General features: G+C 71.7%; 16 protein-coding genes. 6 read left to right on the top strand and 10 right to left on the bottom strand.

The window, feature by feature from the left end; translation table 11 throughout:
* Positions 1 to 857: carboxyl transferase domain-containing protein (locus EAO76_RS32435; RefSeq protein ID WP_316248384.1), on the bottom strand; the 857-nt coding region annotated here is incomplete at its 3' end.
* A gap of 117 nt (positions 858 to 974) precedes the next feature.
* Positions 975 to 1,151 (bottom strand): hypothetical protein, encoded by a 177-nt coding sequence (locus EAO76_RS32430; protein ID WP_262376031.1) that lies wholly within the window; start codon positions 1,149 to 1,151, stop codon positions 975 to 977.
* Between the two features lie 273 nt (positions 1,152 to 1,424).
* Here EAO76_RS32430 and EAO76_RS32425 point away from each other — a divergent pair, with 273 nt between their 5' ends.
* Positions 1,425 to 2,423 carry a ScbA/BarX family gamma-butyrolactone biosynthesis protein gene (locus tag EAO76_RS32425; RefSeq protein ID WP_148839500.1) on the top strand — a complete coding sequence of 333 codons (999 nt, stop codon included), beginning with the start codon at positions 1,425 to 1,427 and terminating at the stop codon, positions 2,421 to 2,423.
* Between the two features lie 25 nt (positions 2,424 to 2,448).
* Here EAO76_RS32425 and EAO76_RS32420 read toward each other — a convergent pair whose 3' ends face one another.
* Positions 2,449 to 3,306: an SDR family oxidoreductase gene (locus EAO76_RS32420; protein WP_148839498.1), complete on the bottom strand. Its 858-nt coding sequence runs from the start codon at positions 3,304 to 3,306 to the stop codon at positions 2,449 to 2,451.
* Between the two features lie 217 nt (positions 3,307 to 3,523).
* Here EAO76_RS32420 and EAO76_RS32415 point away from each other — a divergent pair, with 217 nt between their 5' ends.
* The gene (locus EAO76_RS32415) at positions 3,524 to 4,192 is read left to right on the top strand and encodes a ScbR family autoregulator-binding transcription factor (protein ID WP_148839496.1); all 669 of its coding nucleotides are present in this window, start codon (positions 3,524 to 3,526) and stop codon (positions 4,190 to 4,192) included.
* A gap of 179 nt (positions 4,193 to 4,371) precedes the next feature.
* On the opposite strand, the gene EAO76_RS32410 is transcribed toward EAO76_RS32415, so the two are convergent.
* From EAO76_RS32410 to EAO76_RS32390, 5 genes are all read right to left on the bottom strand, one after another.
* Positions 4,372 to 5,025 (bottom strand): AAA family ATPase, encoded by a 654-nt coding sequence (locus EAO76_RS32410; protein ID WP_148839494.1) that lies wholly within the window; start codon positions 5,023 to 5,025, stop codon positions 4,372 to 4,374.
* 97 nt (positions 5,026 to 5,122) lie between these two features.
* The gene (locus tag EAO76_RS32405) at positions 5,123 to 5,443 is read right to left on the bottom strand and encodes a DUF6191 domain-containing protein (protein ID WP_148839492.1); all 321 of its coding nucleotides are present in this window, start codon (positions 5,441 to 5,443) and stop codon (positions 5,123 to 5,125) included.
* A gap of 31 nt (positions 5,444 to 5,474) precedes the next feature.
* Positions 5,475 to 6,176 carry a 2-phosphosulfolactate phosphatase gene (locus EAO76_RS32400; RefSeq protein WP_148839490.1) on the bottom strand — a complete coding sequence of 234 codons (702 nt, stop codon included), beginning with the start codon at positions 6,174 to 6,176 and terminating at the stop codon, positions 5,475 to 5,477.
* Positions 6,177 to 6,280: 104 nt separating this feature from the next.
* Positions 6,281 to 7,858, bottom strand: a complete 1,578-nt coding sequence (locus tag EAO76_RS32395; protein ID WP_148839488.1) for an FAD-dependent monooxygenase — start codon at positions 7,856 to 7,858, stop codon at positions 6,281 to 6,283.
* Between the two features lie 509 nt (positions 7,859 to 8,367).
* On the bottom strand, positions 8,368 to 9,081 hold the full coding sequence (locus EAO76_RS32390) for a VOC family protein (RefSeq protein WP_148839486.1): 714 nt from the start codon (positions 9,079 to 9,081) through the stop codon (positions 8,368 to 8,370).
* A gap of 210 nt (positions 9,082 to 9,291) precedes the next feature.
* Between EAO76_RS32390 and EAO76_RS32385 the strand changes: the two genes are divergently transcribed.
* The 4 genes from EAO76_RS32385 (at position 9,292) to EAO76_RS32370 (ending at position 13,069) form a co-directional block, all read left to right on the top strand.
* Positions 9,292 to 9,984, top strand: coding sequence for a DUF6518 family protein (locus EAO76_RS32385; RefSeq protein WP_262375864.1), 693 nt, complete (start codon positions 9,292 to 9,294; stop codon positions 9,982 to 9,984).
* A 516-nt stretch (positions 9,985 to 10,500) separates the two neighbouring features.
* Positions 10,501 to 11,148: a transcriptional regulator gene (locus tag EAO76_RS32380; protein WP_148839484.1), complete on the top strand. Its 648-nt coding sequence runs from the start codon at positions 10,501 to 10,503 to the stop codon at positions 11,146 to 11,148.
* Positions 11,145 to 12,386 carry an MFS transporter gene (locus EAO76_RS32375; protein ID WP_148839482.1) on the top strand — a complete coding sequence of 414 codons (1,242 nt, stop codon included), beginning with the start codon at positions 11,145 to 11,147 and terminating at the stop codon, positions 12,384 to 12,386. Before EAO76_RS32380 ends, EAO76_RS32375 begins: the two co-directional genes overlap by 4 nt.
* Positions 12,387 to 12,589: 203 nt before the next feature.
* Entirely contained in the window at positions 12,590 to 13,069 is a 480-nt protein-coding gene (locus tag EAO76_RS32370; RefSeq protein WP_148839480.1) for a carboxymuconolactone decarboxylase family protein, read from the top strand.
* A gap of 145 nt (positions 13,070 to 13,214) precedes the next feature.
* On the opposite strand, the gene EAO76_RS32365 is transcribed toward EAO76_RS32370, so the two are convergent.
* A complete protein-coding gene (locus EAO76_RS32365; protein WP_187438859.1) occupies positions 13,215 to 13,448 on the bottom strand; it encodes a ferredoxin in 234 nt (77 codons plus the stop codon).
* A gap of 4 nt (positions 13,449 to 13,452) precedes the next feature.
* On the bottom strand, positions 13,453 to 14,619 hold the full coding sequence (locus EAO76_RS32360; RefSeq protein ID WP_148839478.1) for a cytochrome P450: 1,167 nt from the start codon (positions 14,617 to 14,619) through the stop codon (positions 13,453 to 13,455).
* Positions 14,620 to 14,644 lie beyond the last annotated feature (25 nt).

Genomic DNA, 14,644 nt, shown 5'->3' with positions numbered 1-14,644 from the left:
GGGACCAGGTCGAGGAGGGTGTCGCCTCGTCGGTCGGCGGGGTCGTCGCTGGGGACGGTGGGCGGGTTCTCGCGGTTGTTGGAGGGGAGCATGCCGATGAGGTAGCGGACCTCGGCGATGCAGGTCTCCTCGTCGTCGTACGCGAAGTGTGCGACGCCGGAGGTCTCGGCGTGGACGTCGGCGCCGCCCAGGCCGTTCTGGGTGATCTCCTCGCCCGTGACCGCCTTGACGACGTCCGGGCCGGTGATGAACATCTGCGAGGTCTCACGGACCATGAACACGAAGTCCGTCAGCGCGGGACTGTAGGCGGCGCCGCCCGCGCAGGGGCCGAGCATCACGCTGATCTGCGGGATCACGCCCGAGGCCCTCGTGTTGCGCTGGAAGATCCCGCCGTAGCCGGCCAGCGCCGAGACGCCCTCCTGGATACGGGCACCGGCACCGTCGTTCAGCGACACCAGCGGCGCACCCGCCGCGATCGCCATGTCCATGATCTTGTGGATCTTCGTGGCGTGCGCCTCGCCCAGCGCGCCGCCGAAGATCCGGAAGTCGTGCGCATACACGAAGACCGTGCGCCCCTCCACCGTCCCCCAGCCGGTGACCACACCGTCGGTGTAGGGCTTCTTCTCCTCCAGACCGAAACCCGTCGCCCGGTGCCGGCGCAACTGCTCGACCTCACGGAACGAACCCGCATCCAGCAGCAGACCGATCCGCTCACGCGCCGTCAGCTTCCCCTTGGCGTGCTGCGCCTCGGTCGCCCGGTCACTCGGTCCACGACGGGCCTGCTCGCGCAGCGCCAGCAGCTCGGCCACCCGGCCACGGGTGTCGGCCGGCTCGCCCGGCCCGACAGCTGTACTCACCGGCATGCCCCAGCCCCTCTCCACATCGCCTTCCGACATCGATCCCAGAATAACAAACCAGTTGCGCGGTTTTCTGCTCGCGGGCGGCCCTCCTCACACCATCTCCGCACGTGACAGCTATCGCCAGCTGCGCGGAGCCCGATACGGCGCCCGCTCCCACCGCCCCCACGCGGCGGGCCGACCCTCCGGACCACTCCCGCGCGCATGCGCTCTGTCCCGGTTTCTGGTGAGTACGGAGAGCAAAGCCTTGGTCAGGGCATCCAGTTCATCCCGATTCGGGTTACCTCGCTCCACCCGCACCACCTCGGTCGCCCCACGGCGAAATCCACTCACGAAGACCCCCTCAGCCGTCAGGACACCGTGAAGCAGCAGGGTCGAAATCCGGTCGAGATCCACTCGACGCGCCCGCCCGCAGGCGGGCGGAGGGGCGCCCTGAGGGAAAATAGATCTTGCGGTTTTGGTTCCGGCGGACGTGGCAGAACGCTGGAAATTAAACCGGGTGGTATGTATCTTTGGTGTCCCGCGAGGGGCTCAACGAGCTCTCGTCACCGTGGTTTTGGGGGATAGATGACTGCGACAACGATCCAGCCTGCCGGACCGGTCACGCACGAGGCGCCCGTACGGGACGGCCTGCCGGCCGCACCGATCGCGCCTCCGCTGTTCCGCTTCCCGTCGCTGACGACCACCGTTCCCAAGGAGTTCGTCCACCGGGCGGCCGTCGCCGAAGTCATGCTCACCGACTGGAAGCGCGAGGACGACACCCACTTCAAGGTGACGGCCCAGTGGCCCCGCGGCCACAGCTTCTTCAGTCCCATCGGCGCCCACCACGACCCGCTGCTGGCGGCGGAGACGATCCGTCAGGTGGGTTCGCTGCTCGCACACGCGGAGTTCGGCGTCCCCCTCGGCCACCACTTCCTGATGTGGGACCTCCGGTACGCGGTCGAGCCGGACCAGATGCTCATCGGCGACACGCCCGCCTCGCTCGACATCGACATCACCTGCACCGAGGTCAAGCAGCGCGGCGGCGCGCTGACCGGGCTGCGCTACGAGGCGGTGGTCCACCGCGACGGCCGGCCGGCCGTGACCGGGAGCGCCTCCTACACCTGCACCACCCCGGCGGTGTACCGGAGGCTGCGCGGCAACCGCAGCACCCCCGACGGACCGCCCCGGCTCGCCCTCACGGCCCCCGCCTCGCCCCAGAGCGTCGGCCGCATGTCACCCATCGACGTGGTGCTCTCCCCCGTCGGCGAGACGAACCGCTGGCAGCTCAGGGCCGACACCCGGCACCACGTGCTCTTCGACCACCCGGTCGACCACGTCCCCGGCATGGTGCTCCTCGAAGCCGCCCGGCAGGCGGCGGCGGCGACCTGCGAGGGTTCCGCGGTGCTCCCCGTGGACATCGCGAGCGAGTTCCACCGGTACGCCGAACTGGACACGCCCTGCATGATCCAGGCACAGCCCCTGCCCGACGCGGCCGGTGGCGAGCAGTCGGTCCTGGTGACCGGCCACCAGGACGGGGAGCTGGTGTTCACCTCCACCGTGAAGGTCCTGTCGCACAAAGGCTGATCCGGTCATGTGACCGTCTTCGCCCTCACGAGGACGCCTCGGGGGCGAAGGCGGTCACATGGTCCCCGGCCCACTCGTCGAACGACCTGGCCGGACGGCCCGTCACCTCGGAGACCCCGCCGCCCACCGCCGCCTTGGCCCCGTCGCGCTGCCGCCGCGCGCTGCCGAGCAGCGCGTCCGCCAGTTCCTCCGGGTACCGGCGCAGCAGCGCGGCCCGCGCCTGCTCCGGCTCCAGTTCCTCGAAGCGCAACGGCACCCCGAGCGCCCGCGCGAGGCGGTCCGTCTGCTCCACCGCACTGATCGCCTCCGGCCCGGTCAGGGTGTGGACCGCGCCGCGGTGCCCCTCGTCGGTGAGTGCGCGCACCGCCACCTCCGCGATGTCGCGCGGATCGACACACGCGTTCGCCGAGGTTCCGTACAGCGCCCGTACGACCCGTTCGGAGCGGATCGACCCCGCCCATGACAGGCAGTTGGACATGAACGAGCGGGGCCGCAGCAGGGTCCAGTCCATCCCGGACCCCCGCAGGAGGTCCTCGTTGGTGCGTTGCCAGCGCGTGATCAGGTCGTCGGCCCGCTCGTCGGCGACCGCGGCCGCGGAGAGTTTCACCACATGGCGCACACCCGCCGTCCGCGCGGCCCGGAGGAAGACGGCGTCGTCGTCACCGCCGACCCGGTTCGTGACGAGGAAGGCGCCGCGCACCCCTCGCAGCACCCGGGCCAGCGAGCCGGGATCGGCGTAGTCCCCGGCCACGACCTCCACCCCGGGCCGAACCCCCGTGACCTGCGCGGGTTTCCTGGTCATGAGGCGCAGTGGCGTGCCCGCCGGGAAGGAACGGACCACTTCCCCGCCGACCGTTCCGGTCGCACCGGTCACCAGAATCATCGCTCCCCCGTTCCCCGTCCCGGCCTTCCGGTGCGGCCCGGAAGGCCGGCCCCGATACCGCGGTTCCGGGTGCCGTCGGCCCCGCCATCCGTCTCGATCATGCCGTTCCCCCATTCGCTGTGGGCGCCGATCACTGTAAGATACAAACTAGCCGGTTTTTTTCATGAGGTACGGCGGAACGTCAGATACATCGACCACGTAGGTGAAGGAGGCGAGAGTGGCGAAGCAGGATCGAGCCATCCGTACACGTCAGACGATCCTGTCTGCAGCGGCCAAGGTGTTTGAGCTGCACGGTTACCAGGCGGCCACGATCACCGAGATACTCGCCGAGGCGGGAGTGACGAAGGGGGCCCTGTACTTCCACTTCCAGTCCAAGGAAGAGCTGGCCCAGGGGGTGCTCAGCGAGCAGGACCAGCGACTGGCCGTTCCCGATCGGGCCTGCAAGACGCAGGAGGTCGTGGACGTCATCATGCTGCACGCCCACCGGTTGCAGACGGACCCCATGGTCCGCGCCGGTGTCAGACTGTCCCTGGACCAGCAGGCGCAGGACCTCGACCGCAGCGCCCCCTTCCTGAACTGGGGCCAGGTCATGCGGGAGCTCCTGGAGAAGGCGCAGGCCCAGGGGGAGCTCCTCCCCCACATCGTGCCCCATGAGACCTCGGACGTGCTGGTGGGCAGTTTCGCCGGCGTCCAGGCGATGTCCCAGGCGCTCAGCAACTACCGGGATCTGGACGACCGGGTCTGCTCCCTGCTCCGCCATCTGCTGCCCAATGTGGTGCTGGCGTCCGTGCTCGCGTCGGTGGACCTCTCCCACGCCCGGGGCCTGACGGTCTTCACCGAGCTGACCGAATCGCTCGACGAGAAGGTCGGCGTCCCGGTCGGATAGGACCGACCGGTCGGGACCGGTCGATCAGAAATGGTCAATCGGAAATGGTCGACCAGGACCGGTCGGTCAGAACCGGTCGGTCGAAGGCGGCCGGGGCCTGACCGGCGGTTCGGGACGGACGGGCCCTGGGGCTTCTCCTCACGAAGGCCCCGGGGAACTGCCCGTCCGATCAACGGAGTTCAGCGGCGGGGGCGCACGGGGGGCGGTCCCGCCGCGGGGCCGGCGGCCCCCACGCGCGCACCGCCGGGCGATCGGCGCAGCGGCTGATCGGTTTCGGAGCCGGAGGGCAGACCGGTCACGGACAGGATCGCCTCGACCGTCTCGTCGATCGTCTGCGCGGCGTTGTCGATCCAGGTTCCCTGCTGTCCGAGCTCGGAGCGCATCGCCTCGTCCAGCGGCGACCAGTCCGTGCTCAGGGCCTTCTCCCGTGTCCGGTTGCGCTGCCGCGCGACGGCCGGGCCGGGGGCCAGGACGACGACGTGGAACGGCGCCGTCGCCGACGTCGTACGGTAGAAGTCGAGGTGGGAACGGCGGACCACGACGTCGTCGAGCACCGGGACGAAACCGGCCCGCGCGAAGCTGTCCGCCAGAAGGCACGCGTTCCGGGCCCGCAGGAATATCTGCCGGTCGGCCTCCGCGTTCGCGGCGGGCGAGGGCCACTGCCCACCGCTGACGATCATCTCCTGGAGCCCGTCCACCTCGATGTGGGCCGACATCCGGAGCCGGGCGGCCAGTGCGGCGGCCACCGTCGACTTCCCGCTTCCGGGGATGCCGGTCAGGAGGACGGCCCCGGCAGCCGGTTCACGGTCCACGGGGACCGGGTTCAAGGTCATTCGAGTTCTCCGATTCTCCGAGCGCGAGCGGCCGGGGCCCTGACCGGTTCGGGTCGGGCCGGGAACCGGCAGTACGGACGCGGGTCGGACGTTGCGTCTACCGCCCGGCGCGCGGCAACCGTACGACCGCCGTTCCCGCGGTCAGGTCCACCGTCGTCCTGTGCGGCGGAGCGCCGTCGTCCTCATTGTCCGGCATGATCAGCGCCGACTGCCGCTCCTTCAGCTCGTTCTGCTTGCCCGGCGAGAGGCTCGCGTGCAGCTGCTCGAACCCGGTCGCCGATATCTGCCCCTGACGTGCGCCGTTCCGCCACGGCAGCACTCCGGCCCGGCCCGCGCGCAGCAGCAGTTGGTCGACGAAGGCCAGCAGGGTCAGCACGATGACCAGTCCGGGCAGGGTCATGAAGGCGATGAACTGCATGACCCCAGTATCCCGGCCGGGCTCCCGCCTGTCAGGAGACGGCGTCGTCGGCCGTCGAAGGCACGGCGCACGAGCGCAGAACCATGAGCGGACCCTCCGGTTCCGCCACCATGGCGAAGGGAAACCGGTCGAGTTCGAGACAGAGTGCGACGTCGTCGGGATGGGCTCCCTGACGCACCCCCTCCGCGAGCTCGGTGGCGGCGCGCGACCCGGCGGCACGGCGGAGGAACCCGGCGGCCTCCGCCTCGGCCCCGGCGGCCCGCCGGGCGATGTACTGGGCGCACGCCAGATCCTCGTCGGCCCGCCCGTCCTCGCCGGTGACCACGTACGTGACGCTGTCGCCCCCACGTGCCCGCAGGAGCCGGGCGGTCGCCTCCGCCACCACGAAGCCGGCGCACAGCACCAGCGACGCCTCCTTGACCGCGAGGGCACCGACCGTCCCCGCCGTGGTCTTCTGCACGACGGTCCGTCCGCCGAGGTCGACGGACCGCAGCAGACCCGGCGAGTTGACGGCGTCGAACCCGGGCGCGGGCGGGCCGTCCTTGAGCGCCACCCAGTCCGGGTGGCGGGCCTTGAGCGCCAGGGCCTCGTCCAGCGACTCGGCGAGCACGATCTTCTCCGCCCCCCGGGCGAAGGCCCAGGCGGCAACGGTGCAAGCGCGCATGACGTCGACCACGACCGCCACGGAGGGGGTCTCGGTCAGCTCGGTGATGCCAAGAAAACGAGCGTCCATTCCGGTCATGATCGTGCACGCCCGATCCGAAGCACTCCGGAAGTGGTGCACATCACGTCAGTGGTACCGGAATGTCCCCGGGCGCCCCGATGGGACCCGGGGCGTCAGCGGCGGCCGGTCCCGGCGGGCACCGGGGCCGGGGCGGAAAGCGCCTCCGGGCAGGTGCCCGTGTCCGCCCCCGTTCCCCTCCCCGCCTCCGTGCCGAACAGCGACACCAGGGCGTCGTCCAGTGGTTCGCCGCCGTCCGGGGCCCAGGCGATGTACCCGTCGGGGCGTACGAGCAGGGCGTCGTACGGCAGGGCGTCCGTCGGCGCGCAGTGCACCACGTGCAGGGACCGGGCCCAGGCGCGTGCCGTGTCCGCGCAGCTCCCGCCGCCCTCGCCGAGGAGCAGCAGAAGCGGTTTGCCGCTCCTGCCCAACAGTCCGATCACGTCCGACGGGCCCTGGGCCGTGGTCAGTTCGATGTTGTCGAGGAAGGTGCCTTCCCGCAGCGAGCGGTAGCGGCGGCGGGGGCCCGACGGGAGGACGGTGTCCTGGGCACTGATCATCGCGCTCAGGAAGTCGTTGCCGCGGCCCGACTCCAGGAGTCCGGCGAGCAGCGCCCGCAAGGAGTCGGTCTCGGTGCCGGGGCGCATCAGCGCGACCTGGGCACGGGTGTTGTCGATGACCCGCCGGGCGGCGGGCCGGCGCTCCGGGCCGTAGGTGTCGAGCAGTCCGTCGTCCGCGGCGCCCCGTGCCACGAGGCCGAGTTTCCAGCTGAGGTCGAGGGCGTCCAGCACCCCCGTGCTCAGGCCCTGGCCGCCGATCGGGAAGTGCACGTGCGCGGCGTCCCCGGCCAGGAGGAACCGTCCCGCGCGGTAGGTCCTGGCCAGCCGGGTGTAGTCGCTGAACCGGCCGAGCCAGCGGGGGTCGGTCATCTCGATGTCGCGCCCGGCGACCCACGCCGCCTTCTCGCTCAACTCAGCCAGGGTGAGCGGCAGATGACGGTCGTCCGAGGCATCCCCTTCGGTGAGCGTGTGGACCAGGGTGCGTCCGTCGGGGCCCTTCTTGGCGATGAGCCAGCCCCTGGGCGTACGGTGCCAGCCCACCGGGACGGCCCGCGGGTCCGGGATGCGGACCAGGCCCGTCAGCGCGGACATGGTCGGCGGGCCGACCTCGGAGGCGATCCCCGCCGCCTCGCGGACCGTGCTGCGGGCCCCGTCCGCCCCCACCACGTACGCGACGGCGAACGACCGGCACCCCTGCGGGCTCCGCGCGGTGACCAGCACGCCGTCCCGGTCCTGCGTCATGTCCGTCACCCGGTGCTCGCGCAGCACCCGGACGCCGTTGGCCCGCGCCCTGCTCTCGAAGAGCCGCTCCAGTTCGGCCTGGGGGGCCTTCAGGATCGGGACGGGTTCCGTCCCCGGGGCGGTGATGGACAGGCCCGGGATGCCCGCGAAGTGGAAGGGCATGGTGGTAGCGCCGCCCGCGGGACGCGGCTCCGGCGCGAAGAAGTAACCGCGCCTGGCCAGGCATTGCACCGCCCGCGCGTGGAGCGTGGTGGCCCTGGGCCGTTCCGAGGTGGCGGCCTCCGCCTCCAGGACCAGGGTGTCCACCCCCTGCGCGGCCAGCTCGGCCGCGACGAGCATGCCGACCGGGCCTCCTCCGACCACCATCACCTGTGCGTGCGTCCGGCCTGCCATCTGGGCTCCCCCTTTTTCCGCCCGGAGCGTCCCCACGCTCCTGGTCGTCAACGGACCGCATACGGAAACGCGGAGGAGAGCCGCGTTCCCTTCGGAACACCGGGCTCCTCCCCCGGTCGATAAATATACCGGTTGGACGGTTCTTTGCAATGAAAGCGCCCCGACTTCGGGCCACGACCTCACCCGAGGTACCCGAACACCCATCAGAAGGCGAGAATGAACAGGGCATATGCCCGATCGCGAGCCATCGACGCGCAGGGGAAAACAACACAACGGTTTGTTTCCACAGGCGAAAACGGGCTCGAGCACAGGATCCCCTACCGCCCCGGCACCCCGGTCCGCAGCCCGCGCCGCGCCTCGCGCGGGCGCACGTCCCCCCTCGGGGCGGGACCGTTCCCTCCGGCGAAGCACGGCACGGCACGGATCAGCACGGCACGGATCAGGCCGGGCAGGGGCGGGGCAGCAGGGGGCCGGCCCTCCGGTTCAACGGGCTTCGGCGGGCGGCCGGTTCACGGCCGGGCCGCGGCACGCAGTTCCTCCAGGCGCGCGAGGGAGTCCCGGGCCCGGTCCCGCTCCTCGGCGGCGAGACGGACCTCCGAGGCCCGGACGAGCGCGGACGCCGCCGCCTCCTCGTCGCCGAGACGTCCGGCGACATCCGCGCGCAGCACGAGGAGTTGGAGGAGTTGCACACGCGTCGGCTCCTCGCCCTCGGCGCCCAGCGCACGGTCGATGACCCGCGCGGCCCCCGCCAGGTCCTCCTTCGAGTCCGCGAGGAGGGACGCGTGGTGCAGGGCACGGGCGAAAGTACCCGCGGGCGCGGGCCGATGGTGCAGGTCCTCACTCGTCCGCCGGACCACGCGGACGCAGTTGCCGCCCGGGTCGGTCATGAGGAACTGCCGCACGCCGTAGGACATGTCCTTCAGCGGCCCGATACGCGGCAGCCCCCGGACCGGCACCCTCCCGTACGCGGCCTTGAGACCGGCCCGGAACTCCTCGTGCAACCCGTCGACGTCCTCGGTCGCGACGAGACACGTGCTGTACGAACCGGCCGGGTCGTACTGCTTCATCCCGAAGAAGTGGAGCTCGATGCCGCCGCGCCGCACGACCGCGTAGGGGTTGGGGCTCCGCTGCTGGAAGGTCGTCTCGAAGCCGAGGGCGGCGTAGAAGTCGAGGACGGGCCGAAGGTCCCGGCACGGCAGGATCGGAATCATCTTCTCGCTCATGCCCCCACTCTAATCAAATTTGACTAGGAAGGTGGAGGGCGGCGCGGGGACCACGGCCGGCTCGGTTTCGCTCCGCGGAGCGGGCGCGACGGTTCCGCACGTTCCTGCACGGACGGGCGTGGAGCACACCGAGGGGCCGGGATGGAGCAGGTCACGGGAACGCACCGTGGGCACCACGCATCCTTACAACTGCACCAAGAAGTGTGAGCCATGCGGCCCTCGACAGAGATAGTGAGCACCACCATGAGCGCGTCCCCGGTCATCGCCTCAGTACCCGATACGAGACCCGATACGAGCGGAAGGGCCTGGGCCTACGCAACGGCGTCGGCATTCGCCGGAGGAATCCTTCTCGGCGTCCTGACCAACCTGGTCCAGGGCTGGCTTCCGGGTGCGTGGAATCAGATCGCCAACTCCGGTGCGGTCTGGTCCGTCGCCGCGTTCGCCGCGGGCGCGCTGTCGGCCCGGAAGGTCGGCTTGCCCGCGGCCGTCGTCGCGGGCCTGTTCGCCGAGTCCGGTCTCGTCGTCGGCTACTACGGCTATGCGGAGGTCGCGCGCGACGGCATGGGCTCCCTGTTCGCTCCCCTCGTCTGGCTCGGCATGGCGTTCATCGCCGGCCCCCTCTTCGGGGCGGCGGGCTTCGGATGGCGAGGCATCAGCCCGCGCCACCGCGTCATCGGCCTTGCCGCCCTGGCGGGCGTTTTCGGCACGGAGGCCATCCACTACGCCTGGGTTCTGCACTACGCCCCCCAGGCATGGGCCTGCCTCGCCGTTCTGGTCCTCGTACCCCTGCTCATGGGCCGCACCCACAGAGAACGCGCGCTGACCCTCCTGACCGCCATTCCCTTTTCGCTGCTGGCCTACCTCGTCTTCTACGAACTGATCCTGACGACACTCCTCGGCTGAGAGTGCGTGGGCGACGGGGAGTGAGCAGCGCGGGCGCCCGAAGCCGTAAGAGGTGGCTTCGGGCGCCGCTTCGACTGCACGGCCGCGGACTGGTCACACGAGCAGTTGGAGAAGCCGGGTGAAGTTGCGGCATCGGCCACCGCCGCGGAAGAGGATGTCGGGCTCGCTCTCGCGCATCCAGCACAATGTGCACAGACCACTGCGGCGGACCTGGCGGTCGGTCCGGACCGGCGCAAGGCCCGGCGCGAGGACGAGAACCGCGTCACCGGCCTCGGATCTCCGGCCCGAACAAGATCACCGGCTTGGCGTCGACCGCTGTACCGATGTTCCCCGGGGCCGGAGGAGCCCTGTCGGGAGCCTCGGCCGCTCACGGACCGGACGGCCCGGCCGCGGTGCTCACGAGCCGGTCGCCGAGCGTGCTCCTCCGGTACAGCACATGCCGTCCGTCGCGGTCGGGGCCGGGGTTGTTCACAACAACTCTTTCGAAAGAAGTGTTGTAGGTCTATCTTGGCGCGCATGACCGCTTCCCCCGCAGGTTCCCCCGCCGCTTCCCCTGCCGACCCGCCCGACCGGCTCCCGGCGGAATCGGACGTCGAGCTGGACACCGCCGCTCTGCGGGTGCTGGCCCACCCCCTGCGGATCAACGTGCTCGCGCTGCTGCGTCAGCGCGGCCCGTCGACCGCGACCAAGGTGGCCGGTGAGCTCGGCATCAATCCCGGGGCCGCGAGCTATCACCTGCGCCGGCTGGCGGCGGGCGGGCTCATCGTGGAGGAACCGGGGCGCGGCACCGGGCGTGAGCGGTGGTGGCGGGCCGCCCACCGCCAGTCCGTCCACGATCCGGCGTCCGCCGCCGCTCCGGAACGGCAGGAGGCCGGGCGTGCCTACGCGCACGCCGTGGCCCTCGCCTGCACGGAGCGCCTGCGGGCGGCGGCTCAGGAGGTGCCGTCGCTGCCCGAGGAGTGGTTCGAGGTCAGCACGTTCGGTGACTTCGTCCTGCGGCTGGCCCCGAAGGACGTCGCCCGGATGCGCGACGAGGTCTTCGCGGTGATCTCCCGGTACCGGCAGGCCGCGGACCGGGACGCCGAGGAACTCGTACCGGTGGCGGTGCAGGTGCAGGCGTTCCCGGTGCCGGGCACGGTACCGCCGCGGTCCGCCGGTTCATGACCGGTCCCGCCACGACCGTGCCCCGGCCCGCGCACCGGGACGGCAACGTGCTGCGCTGGGTCGCGGCGTACACCGCGTCGGTCACCGGCGACGTGATCTACTTCCTGGCGCTGTCCTGGACCGCCACCCGCACCGTCGGCCCGTCGCAGGCGGGCCTGGTGGTCGCGGCCGGAGCCCTCCCCCGGGCGGTGCTCATGCTCGTCGGAGGCGTGGTGGCCGACCGGTTCGGTCCCCGGCGGGTCGCCGTGGCCAGTGACGCCACCCGCTGTCTGGTCATCCTGGTGTCGGCCGCCGTGCTGGTGTCGGCGGCGCCGGGACCGTGGCTGCTGGTCCCGCTCGCCCTGGTCTTCGGCGTGGTGGACGCGGTGTTCATGCCCGCCGTGGGCGCGTTCCCGCCCCGCATCACGACACGGGACCAGCTCGCCCGCCTCCAGGGCATGCGGGGGCTGTCGGTCCGGCTGAGCAACTCCCTCGGCCCCGCCGCGGGCGGCATCGTGCTGGCGGCCGGTGGCGCCGGTGGCGCCTTCGCCGCCGCAGGGGCCCTCTTCGCCGCGTCGCTCGTCCTTCTTCTCACCGTCCGCATCGCCCCCGTACCGGCTCCGACCGCCCCCGAACGCCACACGACCCGGCAGGAGTTGGGCGCCGGTCTGCGCTACGTGCGCCGCCACCGGCTGCTCGCCCCGCTGTCGGGGGTGATCGGGCTGAGCGAGATGTGCTTCAGCGGTCCGGTGGCCCTGGGGCTGGTGCTGCTGGCGGACGAACGGGGCTGGGGCGCCTCCGGCACGGGGTGGATGGCGAGCGCCTTCAGCATCGGGGCGGGGGCCGCGGCCCTGTGGTTCACCGTTCTCCCGCGCGTCGCCCGCGCCGGGCGGGGCGTCGTCGTCGCACTGCTGGTCACCGCCGTGGCCACGGCCGCCCTCGGTCTGGCACCGACCCTGTGGTCCGCCGTCGCCCTCACCGTTCTGATCGGCCTGGCCGGCGGCACCTCGGTGACGCTCACCGGCGCCCTGGTCCAGGCGGAGACGGATCCCCGGTACCTGGGCCGGGTCACCTCCCTCACCACGCTGTGCACCCTGGGCCTGGCCCCCGCCCTCTTCCCCGTCGCGGGCATCACCGCCCAACTGTGGGGAGCGGCCGTCTTCTTCGCCGGGTGCGGTGCGATCGGTCTGCTGGCGGCCGCGCTGGCCGTCGCGGCCCCGGCCCTGCGGCGCGCCGAACTCCGGGGCCCGGACGCCTGAAGCCGGCTCCCGCCCGTACCCGTTCGCACCCGGAACTCCCGTGCCCGTACGCGCACGCGCCCGGGACACCGGTCCCCGCCGGCTTGTGACACCCGCGGACGGTCGAACACATCACACCGACATGCCGTCACACGGACCGGGGCGGCGGCGTCTTGTGTTCGTCCTGTACGGCAGCGCACGAGACCACGAATGAGGCCGAAGCCATGGAACCCCGTTTCAACCTGTTCTCCAGCCCGACCGCCTTGAAGATCGCCAAGCGGTTCTACGGCACCGCCCTGCCCCTGGAGCAGTCGACGCTGCCCAAGTCCACCCAGGAACTGGTGCAGTTGCGGGTCGGTCAGATCAACGGCTGCGGCCTGTGCGTGGACGCCCACACCAAGGAGGCCGCGGCCGCCGGTGAGACCGCGCTCCGGCTCAACCTGGTCGCCGTCTGGCGCCACAGCACCGTGTTCACCGAGGCCGAACGGGCCGCGCTGGCGCTCGCCGAGGAGGGCACCCGGCTCGGCGACCGCGGTGTGTCCGACGAGACCTGGGCCGAGGTGCGCAAGCACTACGACGACGACCAGACCGGTGCGCTGGTCTGTCTGATCGCCCTGATCAACGCGGCCACCCGGATGAACGTGATCGTGAACAACCCCGGGGGTTCGTACGAGCCCGGCATGTTCGCCGACATGCTGAACTGACCGGCGGACGGAGCACGGCCCGCTCCTCGGGCGGCCGGCCCCGTACCCGTGAAACACGAGAGCCCCCCACCGGCGCGCGGTGCGGGGGTTCTCGGGTCGGGAGCGGGCCGCGCAGTCCGGGTGGTCCGGGCGGGTGCCGCGGTCGCTACGGGGCCGTGGATTCCGGGGAGTCGAGGGTGATGGCTCCGGCGGGGCAGAGGCCGACGGCCATCCGGGCGGCGGCCCGGTCCCCGTCGTCCGGCACGGGGTGCAGGAGCACCACCAGGCCCTCCTCGTCGTCCTGATCGAAGACCGCGGGAGCCGTCAGGGCGCACATTCCGGCGCCTACGCAGCGGTCTCGGTCGACGTCGAGACGCAGTCGTTCTCGTGGATCGCTCATGGGGTCACTCCTCGTCCCAGGTGACGGGCAGACTGATCACTCCGTAGATGTTGGCACGGTCCCGCAACGGCACCTCCTGCGGCGGCACGGCGAGGCGCAGGCCCGGGAAGCGGGCGAGGAGCGCCGGGAACGCGACGGTCATCTCGACACGGGCGAGCTGCTGGCCCAGGCACTGGTGGATGCCGTGGCCGAAGGCCAGGTGCCCGGTGGCCCGGCGGTGGATGTCGAGCCGGTCGGGGTCGGGGAACTTGCGCGGATCGCGGTTGACGGCCTGCACGGAGACGGTCACCGTCTCGCCCGCCCTGATCAGCCGGCCCTCCACCTCGACGTCCTCACGTGCCGAACGCACCAGCGGGTCGGCCACGCTGAGATAGCGCAGCAGCTCCTCCACGGCCTGCCCGGCGAGTTCGGGATCGGCGCGCAGGGCCGCCAGTTGGTCGGGGTTGCTCAGCAGGGCGAAGGTGCCGAGGCCGAGCATGTTCGCGGTGGTGTCGAGTCCGGCGGCGAGCAGCATCCCACCGACTCCGGCCAGTTCCTCGTCGGTGAGGTCGGAGGCGGTCAGCTCGCTGAGCAGGTCGTCGGTGGGCTCGGCGCGCTTGGCGAGGACCAGTTCGTCCAGGTACTGGATGAGTTCCGCGTAGGCCCCGCCCTTGGCCTCCACGTCGGCCGCCTGGTCGAAGAGCGTCGCCACCTGGTCCCGGAAGCGCTCCCGGTCGGTGTACGGCACGCCGAGCAGTTCGCAGATCATGAGCGCGGGCACGGGCTGCGCGAACGCCTCCACCAGGTCGGCCGTGGGTCCGGCCTGTTCCATCGCGTCCAGGCATTCGGCGGTGAACCGCTCGACCTGCTCGGTGAGTCGACGCATGCGGCGGACGGTGAACCGGCCGGTGAGCAGGCGCCGGTAGCGGGTGTGCTCGGGGGCGTCGAGGCCGAGGATGTCGCCGACCGGTGCCGGCGGTAACTCCCCCGGCATTCCTTCCACCGGCACCGGCATGTGCATGAATTCGTAGCGTGAGCTGAAGCGCGGGTCGGCGAGGACCGCGCGGGCCGCGGCGTGTCCGGTGACCAGCCGGCCCAGGTGCCCGTCGGCGTAGCGCATGCGGCGCACGGGCTCGTCGCTCAGCGCGGTGAGTTCGGCGGGCGGGTCGAAGGGGCAGCCGGTGCGCCGCATGCGCTACGCCGACGGGCACCTGGGC

This window comes from Streptomyces sp. sk2.1 (genome assembly GCF_008120935.1).
Lineage (GTDB): Bacteria > Actinomycetota > Actinomycetes > Streptomycetales > Streptomycetaceae > Streptomyces.
Note: the sequence above shows the minus strand (reverse complement) of the source record. Positions and strands in the feature narration are given on the sequence as shown.